The organism is Streptomyces sp. NPDC002133, assembly GCF_040296405.1.
In the GTDB taxonomy this organism is placed as follows: Bacteria; Actinomycetota; Actinomycetes; order Streptomycetales; family Streptomycetaceae; genus Streptomyces.
Genome location: NZ_JBEOXF010000001.1, coordinates 240,136 through 258,337, shown reverse-complemented (window position 1 = coordinate 258,337; position 18,202 = coordinate 240,136). Strand labels below are relative to the sequence as shown.

Sequence of the window (18,202 nt, the reverse complement as noted above, 5' to 3'; positions counted from 1 at the left end):
ATGGACCACGAGGCGTGTCCGACAGCGCCGAAGGGGGTCAGACATGGGAGATCAGGTGCCGGTTCGCTGCCCGGTCTGCCGCCGTACGCACACGTTCGCCGCGCCCGTCTTCCCGTGCGCGTGCGGGGCGCCGCTCGCGCCTCCGCTCATGCGCGGCGCGCCCGCGGAGCCGATTCGGCACCGCACCTGGACCGACGACTGGGTCACCGTCCGCTGCCTGGCCTGTGGGCGGCAGGACCAGTGGCCGCAGCCGGAGCTCGGCTGCCCCTGCGGCACGGTCCTGCGCGTACCGGTCCGGCCGGTGACCGCGGCCCCGACGTCGACCGCGTCGGCCCCGTCCCGTACGGCATCCGCCTCCTCGGGACCGGCCTCCTCGGGACCGGCCTCCTCGGGACCGGCGACGTCCCTGTCGGCTGCCGGGCCGCACGGGTCGCCGACGGGCTCGCCCTCGGGATCGTCGCCCGTGGAACGCCCCGCACACATACCGCTGCCGCGCACGGCTCCCGTGCCCCGTCCCACCTTCCACCCGGTCACGATCCGCACGGCGCGCGACGCCGTGACGGCCGCCGCGCTGTATCTGCGGTGGCTGGGGTTCCAGGATGTCGTCCAGCCGGAGGAGCGCCCCGCCTCCGGGATCGACCTGCGCGGACCCGGGCTCGTCGCCCAGGTGGACCCCACCACCCGCCCGGCCACCCTGCGCGCCGTCGAATGCCTCTGGCTGAACGGGCTGAGCTCGTCGTCGGTGAGTGTCTTCTTCTCGCTCGCCGGTTACGCGGACGACGCCCGGGCCCGCGCCGACGACCTCGGCGTCCCGCTGTTCGTCATGGACCTGACGGGCACCCCGCAGCCGGTGAACAGCCCCGCCGACGAACTCCTGTCGGCCGGATCCTGACACCGGCACCGGAGTGTCGTCCGGTGCCCTCGAGGAGTCGGAGACGAACGTGGCGCACAAGCCGCGGCGCGGGCCCACGAAGCTCAAATCGAGCTCTGAAACCGGCCGTTCGGGCTTCGCCCCCGTCCCCAGCGGGGCACCACGTACGGGGAGGTGGGCGCCATACCGACGGACATGTGGTGGTTCATCGGAGCGTGCGGGGTGCAGTTGGCCGCGGCCGCCGCCCTGCTGCGGAGCTGGGAGCCGCCCGACCGACCCGACCTGACGCCGCAGGCGGTCGCCCTGCTGCGGGGCGGGCGGCGAGCGGCCCTGACCGTCGCGCTCGTGGCCCTGCACCAGCGAGGCGCGGTCGCCGCCGGCCGCCGGGGCACGCCTTGAGCGATACTCGCCGTATGCAGATCCGACCGGCCGCCCGTGCCGAACTCCGCCTCCTCCAGGACATCGAAAGGGCCGCCGGCGAGCCCTTCCGCTCGCTCGGCATGGCGGCGGTCGCGGACGACGAGCCCCTTCCGCTCGACCTCCTGGAGCGTTACCGGCGGGCGGGCCACGCCTGGGTGACGGCGGACACGGACGACCGGCCCGTCGCGTATCTGCTGAGCGAACCGGTCGACGGGGCCGCCCATATCGAGCAGTTGTCCGTCCACCCGGCCGCCGCACGCCGCGGTCTCGGCCGCGGCCTGATCGACCATCTGGCCGCCGTGGCCGCGGCCGACGGCCTGGCCGCACTCACCCTGACGACGTTCGCCGACGTCCCGTGGAACGCGCCGTACTACGCACGCCTCGGCTTCCGTGCGCTCGGCGACGACGAACTCACCGACGGGCTGCGGGAGATCCGCCTCGCGGAGGCGCAGCACGGCCTGGACCGCTGGCCCCGGGTGTGCATGCGCCGTCCGCTCTGACGCGTCAGCGTGCGTACGTCTCGCGCAGCTCAACCTTCCGCACCTTGCCGCTCACGGTCATCGGAAAGGCGTCCAGGACCTCCAGCCCGGTTGGGCCGTTGGACACGACCGCACGAGGGTCCGACAGGATGCGTCTATGCACGTTCGCGACGGTGCACGTTGTTGCATGAACTGGTGTGACCTCAGGCGACGCTGTCAGACACCGTCGGACGCAGAGACCGACTGAGGTCTTCTCAACGAATGATCTCGTGAGGTGACTCGGCCCAGGGGTCCCGCGGGCCGCGATGAGTCCCGCGGCGTCCGGCGGTCGTACTGTCGAATCCGTTACCGGGGAGGACTTCTGATGCGCAGCGTGACCTATTCGATGAGCGTCTCACTTGACGGCTACATCGTCGGGCCGGACGGCGACTTCGACTGGACGGCGCCCGACGAGGAGGTCTTTCGCTTCTGGATCGACGAGATTCGAGATGTCGGCGTCCACCTGTTGGGACGACGGCTGTACGAGACGATGCTGTACTGGGAGACCGCCGACCAGGATCCATCGCTCGACGACTCCATGCTCGAGTGGGCCGCGCTCTGGAAGCCGCTGCCAAAGGTGGTGTTCTCCACCACGCTGTCGGCGGTGCAGGGCCATGCCCGCCTGGCCTCCGGCGGCCTGGCGGAGGAGATCGAGCGGTTGCGATCCGAGCCGGCGGAGGGCGACATCGCGATCGGCGGCGCGACCCTCGCCGCCGAGGCGGCCGCGTTGGGTCTGATCGACGAGTACCGGGCCATGGTCTACCCGGTGCTGGTTGGCGGCGGCATCCCGTTCTTTCCCCAACGCGAGCGCCGGGTGGATCTCGAGCTCGTCGAGACCCGCACCTTCAGCTCAAGAGTCGTCTACTTCCGCTACCGCGTGGCGCGTTAGCCGGCTCGTCCGCCGAGCCCCGGGAAGAACGGGCCGGCCAGTGAGCCCCGGCATCCGCGTGGGATTCCGGGGCTCTCACTGCAGTCGTCAGTCCTCGTCGCCGCCCTCGGCGAGGTGGTGCCGGTCGACGGATACATGATCGTCCGTGGTCATGGTCCGTGCATGCTTCCCGTTCGCCGGCAGCAGGGTCACGATCGTGCAGAACGCCACCCATGACCGCTTCACCGGCAAGGGAGTGCCGGCCCGTCCTTCGATCAGTGCAGCGATCCCCGTAACGGGGTCGAGGGGAGGCAGGCCGGTGACCCCGGACAGCTCGGACTCGGCCTCTTCGAGCTTCGCCCGTAGGGCTTCGCCGCCCGCGGCCGTTTGGGACTTGCGCCCGATGGTGTCGCCGAGCAGCGGGGCCGTGCCCGTGCCGTGCGTGTACGAGAGCAGTGCCGGCGGCTCTGTCATCGCAGGTCCCCCTCGTCGTATTCGGCCGTGGAGCCCTCGGCGGTGGCCTCGCGCAGCTCGATCCGGCGGATCTTGCCGGACACGGTCTTGGGCAGCTCGCCGAACTCGAGCTTGCGGACGCGCTTGTACGGCGCCAGGACGGCCCGCGAGTGCGCGAAGATCTGCCGCGCGGTGTCGGCAGTCGGCTCCCAGCCCTCCGCCAGCACCACATACGCCTTGGGGACGGCCAGGCGCACCGGATCGGGCGCGGGCACGACCGCGGCCTCCGCGACCGCCTCGTGTTCCAGCAGTGTGCTCTCCAGCTCGAACGGCGAGATCTTGTAGTCGGACGCCTTGAAGACGTCGTCGGCGCGGCCGACGTAGGTGATGTATCCGTCGGTGTCGCGCGAGCCGATGTCGCCGGTGCGGTAGTAGCCGCCCGCCATCGCCTCGGCCGTGTGCGCCGGATCGCCGTGGTAGCCGGTCATCAGCCCCACCGGCTCGGCCGACAGGTCGAGGGCGATCTCGCCCTCCTCGGCGCCCGGTTTGCCGCTGACGGGGTCGAGGAGCTCGACGCGGAAGCCGGGGCTCGGCCGTCCCATGGAGCCCGTCTTCAGCAGCTGCCCTGGGGAGTTGGAGACCTGGACGGCCGTCTCGGTCTGCCCGAAACCGTCCCGGATCGTCACGCCCCAGGCGCGGCGGACGGCCGCGATGACCTCGGGGTTGAGCGGCTCACCGGCCGCGACGACCTCGCGCGGCGGCGTGCGGAGCTGGGTGAGGTCGGCCTGGATCAGCATCCGCCACACGGTGGGCGGGGCACAGAAGCTGGTGACGCCGACGCGGTCCATCTCGGCCATCAGGCGGGCGGGGTCGAAGCGTGTGTAGTTGAGGATGAAGACGGTCGCCTCGGCGTTCCAGGGTGCGAAGAGATTGGACCAGGCGTGCTTGGCCCAGCCGGGCGAGGAGATGTTGAGGTGGACGTCGCCCGGCTTGAGGCCGATCCAGTACAGGGTCGCCAGGTGGCCGACCGGATATGAGACGTGGGTGTGCTCGACGAGCTTCGGCCGGGCCGTGGTGCCGGAGGTGAAGTAGAGCATCAGGGGGTCGTCGGCGCGGGTGGGGCCGTCGGGCTCGAAGATGTCCGGCGCCGCGTACGCGTGCTCGTACGGGAGCCAGCCGGTGACACCACCGCCCACCGCGATCCGGGTGTAGTCGCCCGGCACCTCGTCGAACTTGGCGGTGTCGTCGGTCCGGACGATCACCTGCCGCACCCGCCCCCTGTCGACCCGGTCACGCAGGTCGGCCGGGCCGAGGAGCGGGGTCGCGGGGACGACGACGGCGCGCAGCTTCATCGCGGCGAGGGCGGTCTCCCAGAGCTCGGCCTGGTTGCCGAGCATCACGAGGATGCGGTCGCCGGCGCGGACGCCGTGTTCCCGGAGCCAGTTCGCGACGCGGTTCGAGCGGGCGCTGAGCTCGGCGAAGGAGAGGCGGGTCGTGGCGCCGTCCTCCTCGACGATGTGCAGCGCGGGCCGCTCGTTGCCGTCCGCGACGGCGTCGAACCAGTCCAGCGCCCAGTTGAACCGCTCGAAGCGTGGCCAGGCGAACCCCTCGTACGCCGTGGCGTAGTCCTCCCTGTGCTGGAGCAGAAAGTCCCGGGCCGCCCGGAACCTCTCCGTCTCGTCGCCAGCCGTCATGTGTCCTCCTCGTTGCGGGACCCGTGCCCAGCATCGTGTAATCGGTGACGCAGGTCTCACTACCCCCGTACGGGGGTGCTGAGTGTCGGGGGGACCGTAGACGGATGACCGAGGCGGCGGAGATGGTCGGGATACGGGCGGCGCTGCCACGGCTCCGCCGAGCCACCGGGCTGCAGATCGCCTTCGGCGGTCTGCTCCACGAACCCCGCCGGATGCGGATCGCCGAACTGAACGGCACGGTGACGGGCGCACTGTGCGGGACGGCGATCCGTTCGGGTCACGGGCTCGGCGGGAACGCGATCGCCCGGCCGCGGCCGTGCGCGGTCACCGACTACGCGACGGCCCGGCACATCAGCCACGAGCACGACACGCCGGTGGCGGCCGAGGGCCTGCGGTCGGTGGTCGCCGTGCCCATCGTCGTGCGGCGCACCGTACGGGGCGTGCTGTACGGGGCGCTGCGGCAGGCCCTGCCACTGGGCGACCGCACTCCCGACGCGGCGGTCGCGGTCGCGCAGGACGTGGAGCAGAGCCTGGTCGTCCGGGACGGCAGGGGCGGCGTATCTGGTCCATCTGGGCGTTCAGGCGTTCCGGCACCGCAAGGAGCTGAGGCTCTCGGCAGCACCCGCCGGGCCGGCCGTTCCCGTGCGCGGCGATCTGCGGACGGTCGTGGACGGCGTGGTCGTCGGGGTCACCAACCCGAAAGGCATCGTCTTCTTCGCCGCCGTACTCCCCCAGTTCGTGGACCCCTCCCCGGGCCGTGTGCCCGCGCAGATGCTCCTGATGGGGCTGGTGCCGATCGGGATCGGGCTGGTCACGGACACCCTGTGGGGGCTCGGCGCGGCGGCCGCCCGGAACTGGTTCGCCCGCTCTGAGCGGCGGCTCTCGCTGGTCGGCGGGGCGGGTGGCTTCACCATGATCGGGCTCGGGGTGACGGTCGCGCGACGGGGCGGGCGGACTGACGGGGCCGGCGGAGGACCGGGCGGACCGACACGGGCCGACGGAGGACGGGAGGCACCGCCGAAGGCCGGTCGGCGCAGCGGCTCCGGGCACCCGCTAGGGACTCGTCAGGAGACGGCCCGTCCTGGTCAGTGGCGCGTCATGATTCCGCTCCCCGCCTTCGTGTCACGGGAGCTCGGGGCGACGCTTCCGGATACCGGTACGCACGTACCGGCGCACACGGAACGTCGCCCGGAGGACACCATGGACAACCTCATCCGCGAGGACGCGGACCCCGACGAACCCACCCCGGCAGGGCCGCTGTTCGTACCGGTCCGGCTCGGCTCTGCCGGGGGACACCAGTTGCGCTTCATGCGCACCCCGCTCGGTGTACGCACCGCCATCGGCTTCACCAGCGCGCGCCGGCTCACCGCCGTGCTGGGCGAGGGCCAGGCGTGGATCAGGCTCGCCGAGCCGGCGCTGCGGGCGCTCTCCGAGCCGCTGGGGGTGACCACGGTGACCGTGGACCCGCAGCTCACCGCCCCGGCGCCGACGGCGTCCGACGCGACCGTCCGGACGCCCGCCTGCCGGGCCGACGCCCTCGCGTTCATCCGCTGATGCCCGCCCCATTGTTGCCCGAAGGAGTGAACATGACCGCAGCGTCCGTGGATCGCACAGCTCCGGAGCTCCCTGCCCCGTCCGACCGTGCGGCCGCATGGCCGTCCGCATCGCCGTCCGTCTGGCCCGCGTCCGCCGTGTCGGCCCCCGGCGGGGACGTCACCGTCGGCGGCGTGTCGCTGACCGGGCTCGCGGAGCGGTACGGGACGCCCACGTATGTGCTCGACGAGGGCGAGGTACGCGCACGGGCACGGGCCTGGCAACGGGCACTGCCCGACGCGGAGATCGTCTACGCCGGCAAGGCGTTCCTGTGCCGGGCCGTCGTCGACTGGGTCGAGGAGGAAGGGCTCGGCCTCGACGTCTGCTCGGCGGGCGAGCTGGAGGTGGCCGCCACCCGGGGCTTCCCCGCGGACCGGATCGTCATGCACGGCAACGCCAAGTCGCCGGAGGATCTGCGCACCGCTCTGCGGCTCGGCGTCGGCCGGATCGTCATCGACTCGGACTGCGAGATCGCCCGCCTCGCGGCACAGGTCCCGGGCCCCGGCGCGCAGCAGGTGATGGTGCGGGTGCTGCCCGGCATCGAGGCGGGCGGCCACAAGAAGATCCGGACCGGTGCGGAGGGCCAGAAGTTCGGGCTGTCGATCGCCGAGGGCGACGCGGAGGATGCGATCGCCCGGATCCTGGGGCAGCCCCGGCTCGAACTGGTCGGCCTGCACTGCCACTTGGGCTCGCAGATCGCCTCGCCCGAGCCCTACGCGCAGGCGGTGCGGCGCCTTGTGTCCTTCCTGGCCCGCATCCGCGACCGGTACGGGATCACGCTGCGCGAGCTGGACCTGGGCGGCGGCTTCGCCGTCGCGTATCTGCCGGGCGACCCCGCGCCGACGCCCGCCGCGTACGGCCGCCGCATCACCGACGAACTGCAGTACGCCTGCGCCGAGTCCGGCTTCCCGGTGCCCCGGCTCACGGTCGAGCCGGGCCGCTCGATCATGGCACCCGCGGGCGTGGCGCTGTACCGGGTGCTGTCGGTGAAGCGGTCGGCCGGCCAGGTCTTCGTCGCCGTCGACGGCGGCATGAGCGACAACCCGCGGCCCGCGCTGTACGGGGCGCGGTACACGGTCCGTATGGTCGGGCGGGCCTCGACGGCCCCGATGCGCACGACGACGGTGGTCGGCCGGCACTGCGAGGCGGGCGACGTGCTCGCGGAGTCGGTGGAGCTGCCGGAGGACGTACGGCCGGGGGACGTGCTGGCGGTGCCGGCGTCGGGGGCGTACCAGGTGTCGATGGCGTCGGGTTACAACACGACCGGCAGACCGCCGGTGGTGGCGGTGACGGAGGGCCGCTCGCGGCTGCTGGTGCGGCGCGAGCGCGTGGAGGACCTGCTGATCAGAGACGTGGGTCTGTAACGCGCCCTCCGGGTGCAGCCGCACCCGCGCGAGCCGCTACTCCGCGAAGTCCCCGAACCGCACATCGCGCGCCGTGGCCGAGGTCATGGTGGCGAGCAGCCGCTCGCCCTCCTCGGCCACGGCGGTGTGCTGTGCCCGCGTCAGCTTCACGAACGGCTGGACGGTCAGGATCGCGGTCCGCTCGGTCTCCTCCAGCTGCCACAGCCCGGCGAGGAAACCGTCGACGAGGAAGACGCAGAAGGACCGGTTGCCCTTCCAGGTGCGCACCTTGAGCTCCTCGGCGACGACCCGGCTGCGGTCGGCATGCGACAGCAGCAGGTTGTCGTACTCGGGCAGGAAGCGCGGCGGCGCCGGGGTCTCCGGGTCGGGGCGCGGGGCGTCCGGAAGGTCGAAGAGCACCACGCCGTTCTCGTCGCGGAAGGTGAGCAGCTCGGGGCGCAGCCGTTCGAAGGCGTCCATGAGCCGGGTGAGCCCCGACCAGGTCTGCATGTCCTTCGCCGATGCGGGCCCGAAGGCGGCGAGGTAGCGCCGTACGACGGTGTCGGGCGCGGGGGCCGGCTCCACGGGCCGGCCGAACCACTCCTCGGCGGTGGTCAGTGTGACCTGGCCGCTGCGGCCCCACAGTCCGCGCGGCGTGACCTGCACCAGGGGCAGCAGACAGCGCGCGGCGGTGGTGAGGGCGAGCGGATCGGCGTCGGGCCACTGTGCGCGCAGGGCCTCGCGGAGCTCCTTGACCGGGCGGGGGCGCTCCTGGAGCAGCTCGCGGCCGATCGCGGTGAGCCGGCCGATGTCGACGCCGTCGAGCCTCCTGAGGAACATCCTCAGCTCGCGGTCCGGCCCACCGGCCTGCGCGAAGGGGCGCAGGGCGAGACAGTCGGCGGCAGTGTGGGTGTGGATCGTGGAACGCAGCGTTACCAGGCGCCCGACCTCGCGGGACTCCATCAGCCCGGACAGCTCCTGCGGCCGGAATCCGTGCAGGCGGGCCGCGAGGGCGTAGTACGGCGGCTTGACGTTCTGCGCCTGGAGGCCGACGAGGTGCTCGATCGCGGCCTTCGCGGACATCCGGTTCTCCGGATCGCGGCGCAGCAGGAGCTGACGGGCCAGGGTGGCGCGGTTGAGGGCGCGGGGGCCGAGCACGGGGTGAGTGCCGCGCTTCCCGTGGTCACCGTCCATGGCGTGCAGGGCGTGCTCGCCGTGACTGCCGTCATTGCCGTGACTGCCGTGCGCCGGCTGGCTCCGGCGTGTCTTCGAGGCCATGACCGGCACGCTACGCACCCTTGCGGACACCTTCTGTCCCCAAGGGGTGGGCCGACCGGTTCCTGCGGATCCCCGTTCCGCCGTGCCGGGGAATTTCAGCCCGTATATCCTGCCCGTGGCCGCTGAGCAGGGCCCCTGCTACGTCCGTACGTCATGCGGGAGGTGACCAGGATGTCCGACCGACGGGTGCGCCCCGTGCCGATCCCGAAGAGGCATGCCTGGCGCCGCCGCCCCGCCGCGCCCGCGCCACCTTCCGCACCGCCGGGCCCCGCAGCCGCACCGGAGGTGTCCGCCCCCGTGCAGAAGGACCAGGGCAGCATCGTCCAGGCCGCGCTGTACCACGACGGCCGCCGCGTCTCGACGCCCGTCTCGCTCGCCGAGACCTTCCGCCAGCTGCGCGAGGAGCCGGCCGGCATGGCCTGGATCGGTCTGCACCGGCCGACCGAGTCCGAACTGCACTCGCTGGCCGGCGAGTTCGACCTCCACCCACTCGCCGTCGAGGACGCACTGGAGGCCCACCAGCGCCCCAAGCTGGAACGTTACGGCGAAACCCTCTTCGTCGTCCTGCGCGCGGCCCGCTATCTCGACGCCCCGGAGGAGGTCGACTTCGGCGAGCTCCACGTGTTCGTCGGCAGCGACTTCGTGATCACGGTCCGCCACGGCGCGGCCCCCGACCTGTCCGCGGTCCGCCGCCGCATGGAGTCGACCCCCGAGCTCCTCGCCCTCGGCCCGGAGGCGGTGCTGTACGCCATCCTCGACGCCGTCGTCGACGGGTACGCCCCGGTCGTCGCGGGCGTGCAGAACGACATCGACGAGATCGAGACCGAGGTCTTCAGCGGTGACCCGGCCGTGTCCCGCCGCATCTACGAACTCTCCCGCGAAATGGTCGAGTTCCAGCGCGCCACCCGCCCCCTGGTCGGCATGCTCCACGGCCTGATGGCCGGCTTCGCCAAGTACGGCACGGACGAGGAACTCCAGCGCTACCTCCGCGACGTCGCCGACCACGTCACCCACACCAGTGAGCGTGTCGACGGCTTCCGCCAGGCCCTGGCGGACATCCTGACGGTCAACGCGACGCTGGTGACGGAGCAGCAGAACGCGGAAATGCGGGCGCTGGCGGAGGCGGGCTTCGAGCAGAACGAGGAGATCAAGAAGATCTCCGCCTGGGCGGCCATTCTCTTTGCCCCCACACTGGTGGGAACCATCTACGGCATGAACTTCGACAGCATGCCGGAGTTGCACTGGGCGTTCGGCTACCTCTTCGCCATTGGGCTGATGGGCATCGTGTGTGTGAGCCTGTATGTCATTTTCAAGCGCCGGGACTGGCTGTAGCGAAGAGCGAGCGAGACCCGGTCGACTTCCCGACGCAAGCGATCATTCTCTCGCCCTCGAGCATGTGGCCGAACACCGGCCCGGAGTTGCGGTGCGGTGGGACTCCCGGATGACCAGGCGGGTGATGCACAGGCACCGTCATGACCTGAGCACGTTCAGGGATGAACGGCGGTTCCTGTTCCAGCAGCGTGGTGCGCGCTGATTGCCACAGGACGGCTCGGCGGCCGAATTGGACCGGGCCTGTGCTGGTCGGCCGCTGTCTTCGTTCGGCTTGATCGCTGACCTCTGATCGGAAAAGCGCGCGAGGGAAATCCCGACGGGTCGGCGCGATTCGGATGGGAGCGCCCAGGGACGCCGGGAGTGTTCAGGTGCCGGGCGGATCCGGGACCGCGAAACTCGACCGCCGTTTCCTGGGCGGCTCCGCCGCCCGATGGGCACTGGCATCGTCTTGGCTGCCGCGGGTACCCGGCATGCTCCGTTGAGCCCGCGCCGTTCTTGGCAGTCGTCGGACCCCCTTGAGCGTACTCCGCCACCCGACGCCGCGCGCGGTGACCTGGGACAGTACGCGGTCCGCGGGCTGAGGGCGGGCCTGGACAACGAGTGCCACCGGGCGGAGCGAGCCGGGCCCACCGGATCGGCGGGCGAGCTTGCAGTCACCGACGCCGGGGCAGCGTCTCCAAGGCCGGCATGAGCCTTGCCGAAACAGCCCGGAGACAGCCCCGGAGCCGTAGCAGGTCCTCCTCACGGCCGACGCCGCAATCCGCAAGGGGCCATTGCCCCGACGGTGCGTGAGCTGGTCAAGTTGCCTGTGTCGCAGCTCAATGGTTGTGTCTTTTGTGTGGACACGCACGTGGGACCGCCACCGATTTTGATCCTCGCTCATGACGGGCGATTCGTCACGGCAGAACCACAGAATGTGCCTTTCGGTTTCGGTGAAGGTTTTCCCTGTCCCACGACCGTGGCAGGCCCCGCGCCACTTGTTGATCCTGCTCACACAAGAACCCGTCAGCGACAGAGCGAGATCGACCACACGAAAGGCGCCCCGCCAAACCTGTTTCCGGCCCCGCCGTGAACCAGGTCCGGATGTTCTGTGCGCTCGAACTGGAAATCCCCGCCACAGAGAGTACCTGTCATGCAAGCCATCACCGTTCGAGACCGCGCCGCCGGTATCGGTGGACTCTCACTGATGGAAATGCCCTACCCCCACGCCGCCGAGAACGATGTCATCGTGCGGGTGCATGCCGCCGGCTTCACCCCCGGAGAGCTTGACTGGCCGGGAACGTGGTCCGACCGCGCCGGCCGCGACCGGACCCCGAGCGTGCCCGGGCACGAGCTGTCGGGTGTCGTCGCCGAACTCGGTTACGGAACCACCGGTCTTACCGTCGGCCAGCGGGTATTCGGACTGACCGACTGGACCCGCAACGGCTCACTGGCCGAGTACGCCGCGGTGGAGGCCCGCAACCTGGCTCCCCTCCCGGCGGACGTCGACCACACCGCGGCCGCCGCACTGCCGATCTCCGGACTGACCGCATGGCAGGGCCTGTTCGACCACGGCCGCCTCACGACCGGCCAGACCGTCCTGATCCACGGCGCCGCGGGCGCCGTCGGGTCGATCGCGGTACAGCTCGCGCACGAGGTGGGAGCCCGGGTGATCGGCACCGGCCGGGCCGCCGGCAGACACGTGGCACTCGGTCTCGGCGTGGATGTCTTCCTGGACCTCCAGGCCGATCGACTGGAAGATGCCGGCGAGGTCGACGTGGTGTTCGACGCGATCGGCGGTGAGGTCCTCGACCGTTCGGCCGCGCTGGTGCGCGCCGGTGGCACGCTCGTCGCCATCGCCATGCCGCCCACCGTCCGCCCCAAGGACGGGCGGGCTGTCTTCTTCGTCGTCGAACCCGACCGCGCCCGGCTCATGGACCTCGCCCTGCGGCTCCGGGACGGACGGCTCAAGCCGATCGTCGGGGACGTGCGGCCGCTCGCCGAAGCGCCCGCCGCGCTCGCCCCCGACCGGCGCACCCCCGGCAAGACGATCATCCGGATCACCGAAGACCGAGTGGGAGAGCAATCATGAGCGGGATACGGCTTTCCTGTGGCGTTCTGGCTGCCGGCATGGTGGCCGCGGCCGTCGCATGCGCCCCCGCGGCCGAGCGTCCGACCGGCAGGGTGCCAGTTGCCGCCGTGGCTTCCGAGCCACCGGAGGAAACGCTGACGCCTCTGTATGAACAGGCGCTTCCGAACCTCAAGGACAAGACGTTCACCTCGGCGATAGTGGACTTCCCGCCCGCCGCACGCGCGGTTCCGCATCGGCACGGCGAGGCTTTCGTCTACGCCTACGTGCTCGACGGCACCATGCGCAGCAAGCTCGATGGCGAGCCGACACGTACGTACCAGCAAGGTGAGAACTGGGTCGAGGAGCCGGGCGCCCACCACGTGCTCACGGAGAACGCCAGCAAGACGGAGCCGGCGAAGCTGCTGGTCATCTTCATCTCCAACACGGGAGATGAGCTCAAGGTCCCTGATCCGCAAAGCTAGGGCATCGGTTGCGCAACGGGTGGTACGGGTTTCCCCGACAACAGAGCCCGTGCTTCATCTTCGAACGCCGCGACCGGCTCTGAATCCTCCTCAGCCGGATACGGGACACGCGAACCGGCAACGGATACGCCGCCCGGCTTCGAGGTACGTTCGGTGACAAAGCGGGCGGCCGCACCGCCCAGCCCCCGAGGAGACTGGCGTGATGGGTATGGCCGGACCGACGCCGCCTAGCCGCGAAGCGAACCCGGGCAGCAGCCGAACATGACCGGACACCACCCGACCGGTGCCGGCGACCCGAGCGATCCGAGCGATCGGGAGGCGCACCAGGCGGCCTACGGCGAGGCCCGCTGGCCGATGGCCGGAGCCGTCGTCGCCGCCATGGTGCTGACGCTGCTGATGCCCGACGACCTGCGCCTGGGACCCCGGTGGCTGCTCCCCCTCGGCGAAGGGCTGCTCCTGGTGACGCTGATCGCGGGCGACCCGGGCCGGATCAGCCGCCGCTCCGCCACCCTGCGCGGAGTGTCGATCACGCTGGTCGGCGTGCTGGCGCTCAGCGCCATCTGGTCGACCGTCCGGTTGGTCGACGACCTCATCCACGGAGGAGCCGAGACCAATTCCGCCACCGGCCTGCTGCTGGCCGGTGGTGTGGTCTGGGGCTCCACCGTCCTCGCCTTCGCCCTGCTGTACTTCGAACTCGACAGCGGTGGAGCGGCCGCCCGAGCCCACCACATGCCGGACACCCCCGAACTCGCCTTCCCCCAGCAGCTCAACGCCGACCTGAACGCCACGCACTGGCGCCCCCGCTTCGTCGACTACCTCTACCTCGGACTCACCAACTCCACGGCCTTCAGCCCGACCGATGTCATGCCACTGGCCCCCTGGGCCAAGGTCGCCATGGCCATCCAGTCGCTCGTCTCCCTGGTCATCCTCGGACTCGTGATCGCCCGAGCCGTCAACGTGCTCGCCTGACCGCCGCCTCCATCTGCCCGAGGACCTGGTCGGCCGACGCCTGGGACGGACTCGGCGGGCGACCTCCGTGGCGGCCCTCGGGAACCGCAGGGCGAGCGAACCGCTCGGGCGGAACTGCTCCGTGCCACGCGGAGGAGGTGACCGCCACCGGCAAGGACCCGGTCGCCGCCGAGGCCGTCACCGAGGAGGACGGCCGTACTCGGGTCGATGTCACCCTGATCCGGCCCGATCCGCCAGACGGGCCGTAGTACGAACCCCGCCCGACGATCAAGGCCGTCCTGGAGAGGGCAAGGTCACAGCCGTGCCCTCTGCTGCTCCTTTGTCGACCTGTCCTAACATCCGAGCATGACGGTCCTGCCTGACGACGGGCTCTCGCTGGCCGCCGAGTTCCCTGACGCGACTCATGAGCAGTGGCAACGCCTGGTGGCGGGTGTCCTGCGCAAGTCGGGCAAGGAAGTCTCGGGCGCGGCAGCGGAGGATGCCCTGTCCACCGCGCTGGAGGACGGGCTGCGCACCCGGCCTCTCTACACCGCGCACGACGCTGCGCCCGGCCCCGGCTTCCCCGGTTTCGCACCGTTCGTACGCGGCGGCCGGGCCGAGGGCAGCATCGGCGGCGGCTGGGACGTACGGCAGCAGCACTCGGCGGTCGACGGCGGCGCGGTGCTCACGGACCTGGAGAACGGCGTCACCTCGCTGTGGCTGGTCCTGGGCGAGAGCGGGATCCCGGTGTCCTCGCTCGGCCGGGTCCTCGACGGTGTCCTTCTCGACCTGGCGCCCGTCGTCCTCGACGCGGGACGTGACGTCGAGCCCGCGGCACGGGAGCTGCTGCGGCTGTTCGAGGAGCGGGGCGTCGCCGGGGATGCGGCACGCGGCAACCTCGGCGCGGACCCGCTGGGCCACGAGGCCCGTACGGGCGAGGCCCTGGACTTCGCCCCCGCCGCCGGTCTCGCACTGCGGTGCTCGCAGGAGTACGCGGGGCTGCGGGCACTGACCGTGGACACGCTGCCGTACCACGAGGCCGGCGGCTCGGCCGCGCAGGAGCTGGGCTGCTCCCTGGCCACCGGTGTCGCCTACCTCCGTGAACTGACCGAGGCGGGACTGTCCTTCGAACAGGCCTGTACACAGCTGGAGTTCCGGTACGCGGCGACGGCCGACCAGTTCCTGACCATCGCCAAGCTGCGAGCGGCCCGCAGGCTGTGGGCGCGGGTGGCCGAGGTGTGCGGAGCGCCGGGCGCGGGGGCACAGCTGCAGCACGCCGTGACGTCGCCGGTGATGATGTCGCGCCGTGACCCCTGGGTGAACATGCTGCGCACGACGGTCGCCACGCTGGCCGCCGGGGTGGGCGGCGCCGACGCCGTCACGGTGCTCCCCTTCGACCACGCCCTCGGCCTGCCGGACGCGTTCGCGCGGCGCATCGCCCGCAACACCTCGTCGATCCTGGTGGAGGAGTCGCATCTGTCCCGGGTGATCGACCCGGCCGGCGGCTCCTGGTACGTGGAGCGGCTCACCGACGAACTCGCCCACGCGGGCTGGGAGTTCTTCCAGTGGATCGAGCGGACCGGCGGCCTGGCCGCCGGTCTGCGCTCGGGCCGTCTCGGCCAGGATCTGGCCAACACGTGGGAGGCGCGCAGCTCGAAGCTCGCCAAGCGCCGTGAACCCATCACCGGCGTCAGCGAGTTCCCGCACCTCACCGAGCGTCCGGTGGAGCGGGAACCGAAGCCCGCACCTGCGTCCGGTGGGCTCCCGAGGGTACGGCGCGACGGGGCGTACGAGGATCTGCGCACCCGCTCCGACGCCCATCTCGCCGCCACCGGGTCCCGGCCGCGCATCTTCCTGGCCGCCATCGGTCCCGCCGCCGCGCACACCGCGCGGACGGCCTTCGCCGCCAACCTCTTCCAGGCCGGCGGCATCGAGGCCGTCACGGAGGGCACCTTCGAGGACAGCGGCGCCACCGAGGCCTGTCTGTGCTCCAGCGACGCGCTGTACGAGGAGCAGGCCGCGGCCACGGCCGGCGTGCTCAAGGCGGCGGGCGCGCGGCACGTTTTCCTCGCCGGCCGCCCCGGGCCGTACACCGACGTCGACTCCTATGTCTTCGCGGGCTGCGACGCCGTCGCGGTGCTCTCCGCCACCCTCGACCGCATGGGAGTGTCCTGATGGGAATCCCCGACTTCTCCGGGATCGAGCTGGGGACCCCGACCGCCGGCGGCAGCGCCGACGAGTGGCGTACGGCCGTCACGAAGGCGGCCGGCGGGGACGACCTGCTCTGGGAGACCCCCGAGGGCATCGAGGTCAAGCCGCTCTACACCGGCCGGGACCTGGAGGGCCTGGACTTCCTGGGCACGTACCCGGGCATCGCCCCGTATCTGCGTGGCCCCTACCCGACGATGTACGTCAACCAGCCGTGGACCATCCGCCAGTACGCCGGCTTCTCCACGGCCGAGGAGTCCAACGCCTTCTACCGGCGCAACCTCGCCGCCGGCCAGAAGGGCCTGTCGGTCGCCTTCGACCTGCCCACCCACCGCGGCTACGACAGCGACCACCCGCGGGTGACGGGTGACGTCGGCATGGCGGGCGTCGCCATCGACTCCCTCTACGACATGCGCCGGCTCTTCGACGGCATCCCGCTCGACAGGATGACCGTGTCGATGACGATGAACGGCGCCGTGCTGCCCGTACTCGCGCTGTACATCGTGGCGGCCGAGGAGCAGGGCGTACCGCCCGAGAAGCTGGCCGGGACCATTCAGAACGACATCCTCAAGGAGTTCATGGTCCGCAACACGTACATCTATCCGCCGAAGCCCTCGATGCGGATCATCTCCGACATCTTCGCCTTCACCTCGCAGCGGATGCCGCGCTACAACTCCATCTCCATCTCCGGCTACCACATCCAGGAGGCGGGAGCGACGGCCGACCTGGAGCTCGCCTACACGCTCGCGGACGGCGTGGAGTACATCCGGGCGGGCCGGGACGCCGGGCTGGACGTGGACGCGTTCGCGCCCCGGCTCTCCTTCTTCTGGGCGATCGGCATGAACTTCTTCATGGAGATCGCCAAGCTGCGGGCGGCGCGCCTGCTGTGGGCCAGGCTGGTCAAGCAGTTCGACCCGAAGAACACCAAATCCCTCTCCCTGCGTACCCATTCGCAGACCTCGGGCTGGTCGCTCACCGCACAGGACGTGTTCAACAACGTCACGCGCACGTGTGTCGAGGCGATGGCCGCGACACAGGGCCACACCCAGTCCCTGCACACCAACGCCCTCGACGAGGCGCTCGCCCTGCCCACCGACTTCTCGGCGCGCATCGCCCGCAACACGCAGCTGCTCATCCAGCAGGAGTCGGGCACGACCCGGGTCATCGACCCGTGGGGAGGCAGCGCGTACGTCGAGAAGCTCACCTACGACCTCGCCCGCCGGGCCTGGCAGCACATCGAGGAGGTCGAGGCGGCGGGCGGCATGGCACAGGCCATCGACGCGGGCATCCCCAAGCTGCGGGTCGAGGAGGCCGCGGCCCGCACCCAGGCCCGGATCGACTCCGGACGCCAGCCGGTCATCGGCGTGAACAAGTACCGCGTCGAGAACGACGAGCGGATCGACGTGCTCAAGGTCGACAACTCCTCCGTACGCGCCCAGCAGATCGCGAAGCTGCGGCGGCTGCGGGAGGAGCGCGACGAGCTCGCCTGCCAGGACGCGCTGCAGGCGCTGACCCGGGCCGCCGAGGGCACCGGCAATCTGCTGGAGCTGGCCGTCCGCGCGGCCCGTGCGATGGCCACCGTCGGGGAGATCTCCGACGCCCTGGAGAAGGTGTACGGGCGGCACGCGGGCCAGATCCGTACGATCTCCGGCGTGTACCGCAACGAAGCCGGCGAGTCCCCGTCCGTGGAGCGCACCCGTACGCTGGTCGGCTCGTTCGAGGACGCCGAGGGCCGCCGTCCGCGCATCCTGGTCGCCAAGATGGGCCAGGACGGTCACGACCGCGGCCAGAAGGTGATCGCCACCGCCTTCGCCGACCTCGGCTTCGACGTCGACGTCGGCCCGCTGTTCCAGACGCCGGCCGAGGTGGCCCGCCAGGCCGTCGAGGCGGACGTGCACATCGTCGGGGTGTCCTCGCTGGCCGCCGGGCACCTCACGCTCGTACCGGCCCTGCGGGAGCAGCTCGCCGAGGAGGGCCGTGAGGACATCATGATCGTCGTGGGTGGGGTGATTCCGCCGCAGGACGTCCCGACCCTGCTGGAGATGGGTGCGGCGGCCGTGTTCCCACCCGGGACGGTGATCCCGGACGCGGCGTACGACCTGGTGAAGCGGCTGTCGGCCGACCTCGGACACGACCTCTGAGCC

At 71.3% G+C, this 18,202-nt stretch carries 17 protein-coding genes and 2 pseudogenes; 15 read left to right on the top strand and 4 right to left on the bottom strand.

The genetic code is table 11. The features are described from left to right. The first annotated feature begins 43 nt into the window (after window positions 1-43). The 3 genes from ABT078_RS01090 to ABT078_RS01080 all read left to right on the top strand — a co-directional run bounded on the left by ABT078_RS01090 (window position 44) and on the right by ABT078_RS01080 (window position 1,791). A complete protein-coding gene (locus ABT078_RS01090; protein WP_351222440.1) occupies window positions 44-892 on the top strand; it encodes a hypothetical protein in 849 nt (282 codons plus the stop codon). 153 nt (window positions 893-1,045) lie between these two features. After that, on the top strand, window positions 1,046-1,270 hold the full coding sequence (locus tag ABT078_RS01085; protein ID WP_351222438.1) for a DUF2207 domain-containing protein: 225 nt from the start codon (window positions 1,046-1,048) through the stop codon (window positions 1,268-1,270). Between the two features lie 14 nt (window positions 1,271-1,284). Beyond that, window positions 1,285-1,791: a GNAT family N-acetyltransferase gene (locus ABT078_RS01080; protein WP_351222436.1), complete on the top strand. Its 507-nt coding sequence runs from the start codon at window positions 1,285-1,287 to the stop codon at window positions 1,789-1,791. Between the two features lie 4 nt (window positions 1,792-1,795). On the opposite strand, the gene ABT078_RS01075 is transcribed toward ABT078_RS01080, so the two are convergent. After that, the gene (locus ABT078_RS01075) at window positions 1,796-1,933 is read right to left on the bottom strand and encodes a hypothetical protein (RefSeq protein ID WP_351222943.1); all 138 of its coding nucleotides are present in this window, start codon (window positions 1,931-1,933) and stop codon (window positions 1,796-1,798) included. 201 nt (window positions 1,934-2,134) lie between these two features. Between ABT078_RS01075 and ABT078_RS01070 the strand changes: the two genes are divergently transcribed. Continuing rightward, on the top strand, window positions 2,135-2,698 hold the full coding sequence (locus ABT078_RS01070; protein WP_351222434.1) for a dihydrofolate reductase family protein: 564 nt from the start codon (window positions 2,135-2,137) through the stop codon (window positions 2,696-2,698). Between the two features lie 87 nt (window positions 2,699-2,785). Here ABT078_RS01070 and ABT078_RS01065 read toward each other — a convergent pair whose 3' ends face one another. Continuing rightward, window positions 2,786-3,151, bottom strand: a complete 366-nt coding sequence (locus ABT078_RS01065) for a hypothetical protein (RefSeq protein WP_351222432.1) — start codon at window positions 3,149-3,151, stop codon at window positions 2,786-2,788. Beyond that, entirely contained in the window at window positions 3,148-4,824 is a 1,677-nt protein-coding gene (locus tag ABT078_RS01060; RefSeq protein ID WP_351222430.1) for an AMP-binding protein, read from the bottom strand. The genes ABT078_RS01065 and ABT078_RS01060 overlap by 4 nt, the downstream gene beginning before the upstream one ends. A 104-nt stretch (window positions 4,825-4,928) precedes the next feature. On the opposite strand from ABT078_RS01060, the pseudogene ABT078_RS01055 reads away from it, so the two are divergent. From ABT078_RS01055 to lysA, 4 genes and pseudogenes are all read left to right on the top strand, one after another. Beyond that, window positions 4,929-5,369: pseudogene (locus ABT078_RS01055) on the top strand (GAF domain-containing protein); the annotation flags it as partial. Window position 5,370: 1 nt separating this feature from the next. Beyond that, a pseudogene (locus ABT078_RS01050) lies at window positions 5,371-5,783 on the top strand (LysE family translocator); the annotation flags it as partial. A gap of 139 nt (window positions 5,784-5,922) precedes the next feature. Continuing rightward, window positions 5,923-6,378, top strand: a complete 456-nt coding sequence (locus ABT078_RS01045; RefSeq protein WP_502981122.1) for an SAV_915 family protein — start codon at window positions 5,923-5,925, stop codon at window positions 6,376-6,378. Between the two features lie 32 nt (window positions 6,379-6,410). Continuing rightward, entirely contained in the window at window positions 6,411-7,781 is a 1,371-nt protein-coding gene (gene lysA, locus ABT078_RS01040; protein WP_351222428.1) for a diaminopimelate decarboxylase, read from the top strand. Window positions 7,782-7,817: 36 nt separating this feature from the next. On the opposite strand, the gene ABT078_RS01035 is transcribed toward lysA, so the two are convergent. After that, on the bottom strand, window positions 7,818-8,954 hold the full coding sequence (locus tag ABT078_RS01035; protein WP_351222903.1) for a winged helix DNA-binding domain-containing protein: 1,137 nt from the start codon (window positions 8,952-8,954) through the stop codon (window positions 7,818-7,820). 255 nt (window positions 8,955-9,209) lie between these two features. Between ABT078_RS01035 and ABT078_RS01030 the strand changes: the two genes are divergently transcribed. The 7 genes from ABT078_RS01030 (at window position 9,210) to scpA (ending at window position 18,199) form a co-directional block, all read left to right on the top strand. Continuing rightward, complete coding sequence (locus tag ABT078_RS01030) at window positions 9,210-10,370, top strand: magnesium and cobalt transport protein CorA (protein WP_351222426.1); 1,161 nt, start codon at window positions 9,210-9,212, stop codon at window positions 10,368-10,370. A 784-nt stretch (window positions 10,371-11,154) separates the two neighbouring features. Next, on the top strand, window positions 11,155-11,442 hold the full coding sequence (locus ABT078_RS01025; protein ID WP_351222424.1) for a carboxymuconolactone decarboxylase family protein: 288 nt from the start codon (window positions 11,155-11,157) through the stop codon (window positions 11,440-11,442). A gap of 60 nt (window positions 11,443-11,502) precedes the next feature. Beyond that, window positions 11,503-12,441, top strand: coding sequence for an NADP-dependent oxidoreductase (locus tag ABT078_RS01020; RefSeq protein ID WP_351222422.1), 939 nt, complete (start codon window positions 11,503-11,505; stop codon window positions 12,439-12,441). Beyond that, window positions 12,438-12,902, top strand: coding sequence for a cupin domain-containing protein (locus ABT078_RS01015; RefSeq protein ID WP_351222420.1), 465 nt, complete (start codon window positions 12,438-12,440; stop codon window positions 12,900-12,902). The genes ABT078_RS01020 and ABT078_RS01015 overlap by 4 nt, the downstream gene beginning before the upstream one ends. A gap of 261 nt (window positions 12,903-13,163) precedes the next feature. Then, the gene (locus ABT078_RS01010) at window positions 13,164-13,871 is read left to right on the top strand and encodes a hypothetical protein (protein ID WP_351222418.1); all 708 of its coding nucleotides are present in this window, start codon (window positions 13,164-13,166) and stop codon (window positions 13,869-13,871) included. Window positions 13,872-14,216: 345 nt separating this feature from the next. Then, on the top strand, window positions 14,217-16,025 hold the full coding sequence (locus ABT078_RS01005) for a methylmalonyl-CoA mutase family protein (protein WP_351222416.1): 1,809 nt from the start codon (window positions 14,217-14,219) through the stop codon (window positions 16,023-16,025). Further along, entirely contained in the window at window positions 16,025-18,199 is a 2,175-nt protein-coding gene (gene scpA / locus ABT078_RS01000) for a methylmalonyl-CoA mutase (protein ID WP_351222414.1), read from the top strand. The genes ABT078_RS01005 and scpA overlap by 1 nt, the downstream gene beginning before the upstream one ends. The last annotated feature ends 3 nt before the right edge of the window (window positions 18,200-18,202 follow it).

Coding starts and splice junctions, on each gene's coding strand:
- ABT078_RS01090 (WP_351222440.1), top strand. CDS start 44: ATGGGAGATCAGGTGCCGGTTCGCTGCCCGGTCTGCCGCCGTACGCAC.
- ABT078_RS01080 (WP_351222436.1), top strand. CDS start 1,285: ATGCAGATCCGACCGGCCGCCCGTGCCGAACTCCGCCTCCTCCAGGAC.
- ABT078_RS01070 (WP_351222434.1), top strand. CDS start 2,135: ATGCGCAGCGTGACCTATTCGATGAGCGTCTCACTTGACGGCTACATC.
- ABT078_RS01065 (WP_351222432.1), bottom strand. CDS start 3,151: ATGACAGAGCCGCCGGCACTGCTCTCGTACACGCACGGCACGGGCACG.
- ABT078_RS01060 (WP_351222430.1), bottom strand. CDS start 4,824: ATGACGGCTGGCGACGAGACGGAGAGGTTCCGGGCGGCCCGGGACTTT.
- ABT078_RS01045 (WP_502981122.1), top strand. CDS start 5,923: ATGATTCCGCTCCCCGCCTTCGTGTCACGGGAGCTCGGGGCGACGCTT.
- lysA (WP_351222428.1), top strand. CDS start 6,411: ATGACCGCAGCGTCCGTGGATCGCACAGCTCCGGAGCTCCCTGCCCCG.
- ABT078_RS01035 (WP_351222903.1), bottom strand. CDS start 8,954: ATGGACGGTGACCACGGGAAGCGCGGCACTCACCCCGTGCTCGGCCCC.
- ABT078_RS01030 (WP_351222426.1), top strand. CDS start 9,210: ATGTCCGACCGACGGGTGCGCCCCGTGCCGATCCCGAAGAGGCATGCC.
- ABT078_RS01020 (WP_351222422.1), top strand. CDS start 11,503: ATGCAAGCCATCACCGTTCGAGACCGCGCCGCCGGTATCGGTGGACTC.
- ABT078_RS01015 (WP_351222420.1), top strand. CDS start 12,438: ATGAGCGGGATACGGCTTTCCTGTGGCGTTCTGGCTGCCGGCATGGTG.
- ABT078_RS01010 (WP_351222418.1), top strand. CDS start 13,164: ATGACCGGACACCACCCGACCGGTGCCGGCGACCCGAGCGATCCGAGC.
- ABT078_RS01005 (WP_351222416.1), top strand. CDS start 14,217: ATGACGGTCCTGCCTGACGACGGGCTCTCGCTGGCCGCCGAGTTCCCT.
- scpA (WP_351222414.1), top strand. CDS start 16,025: ATGGGAATCCCCGACTTCTCCGGGATCGAGCTGGGGACCCCGACCGCC.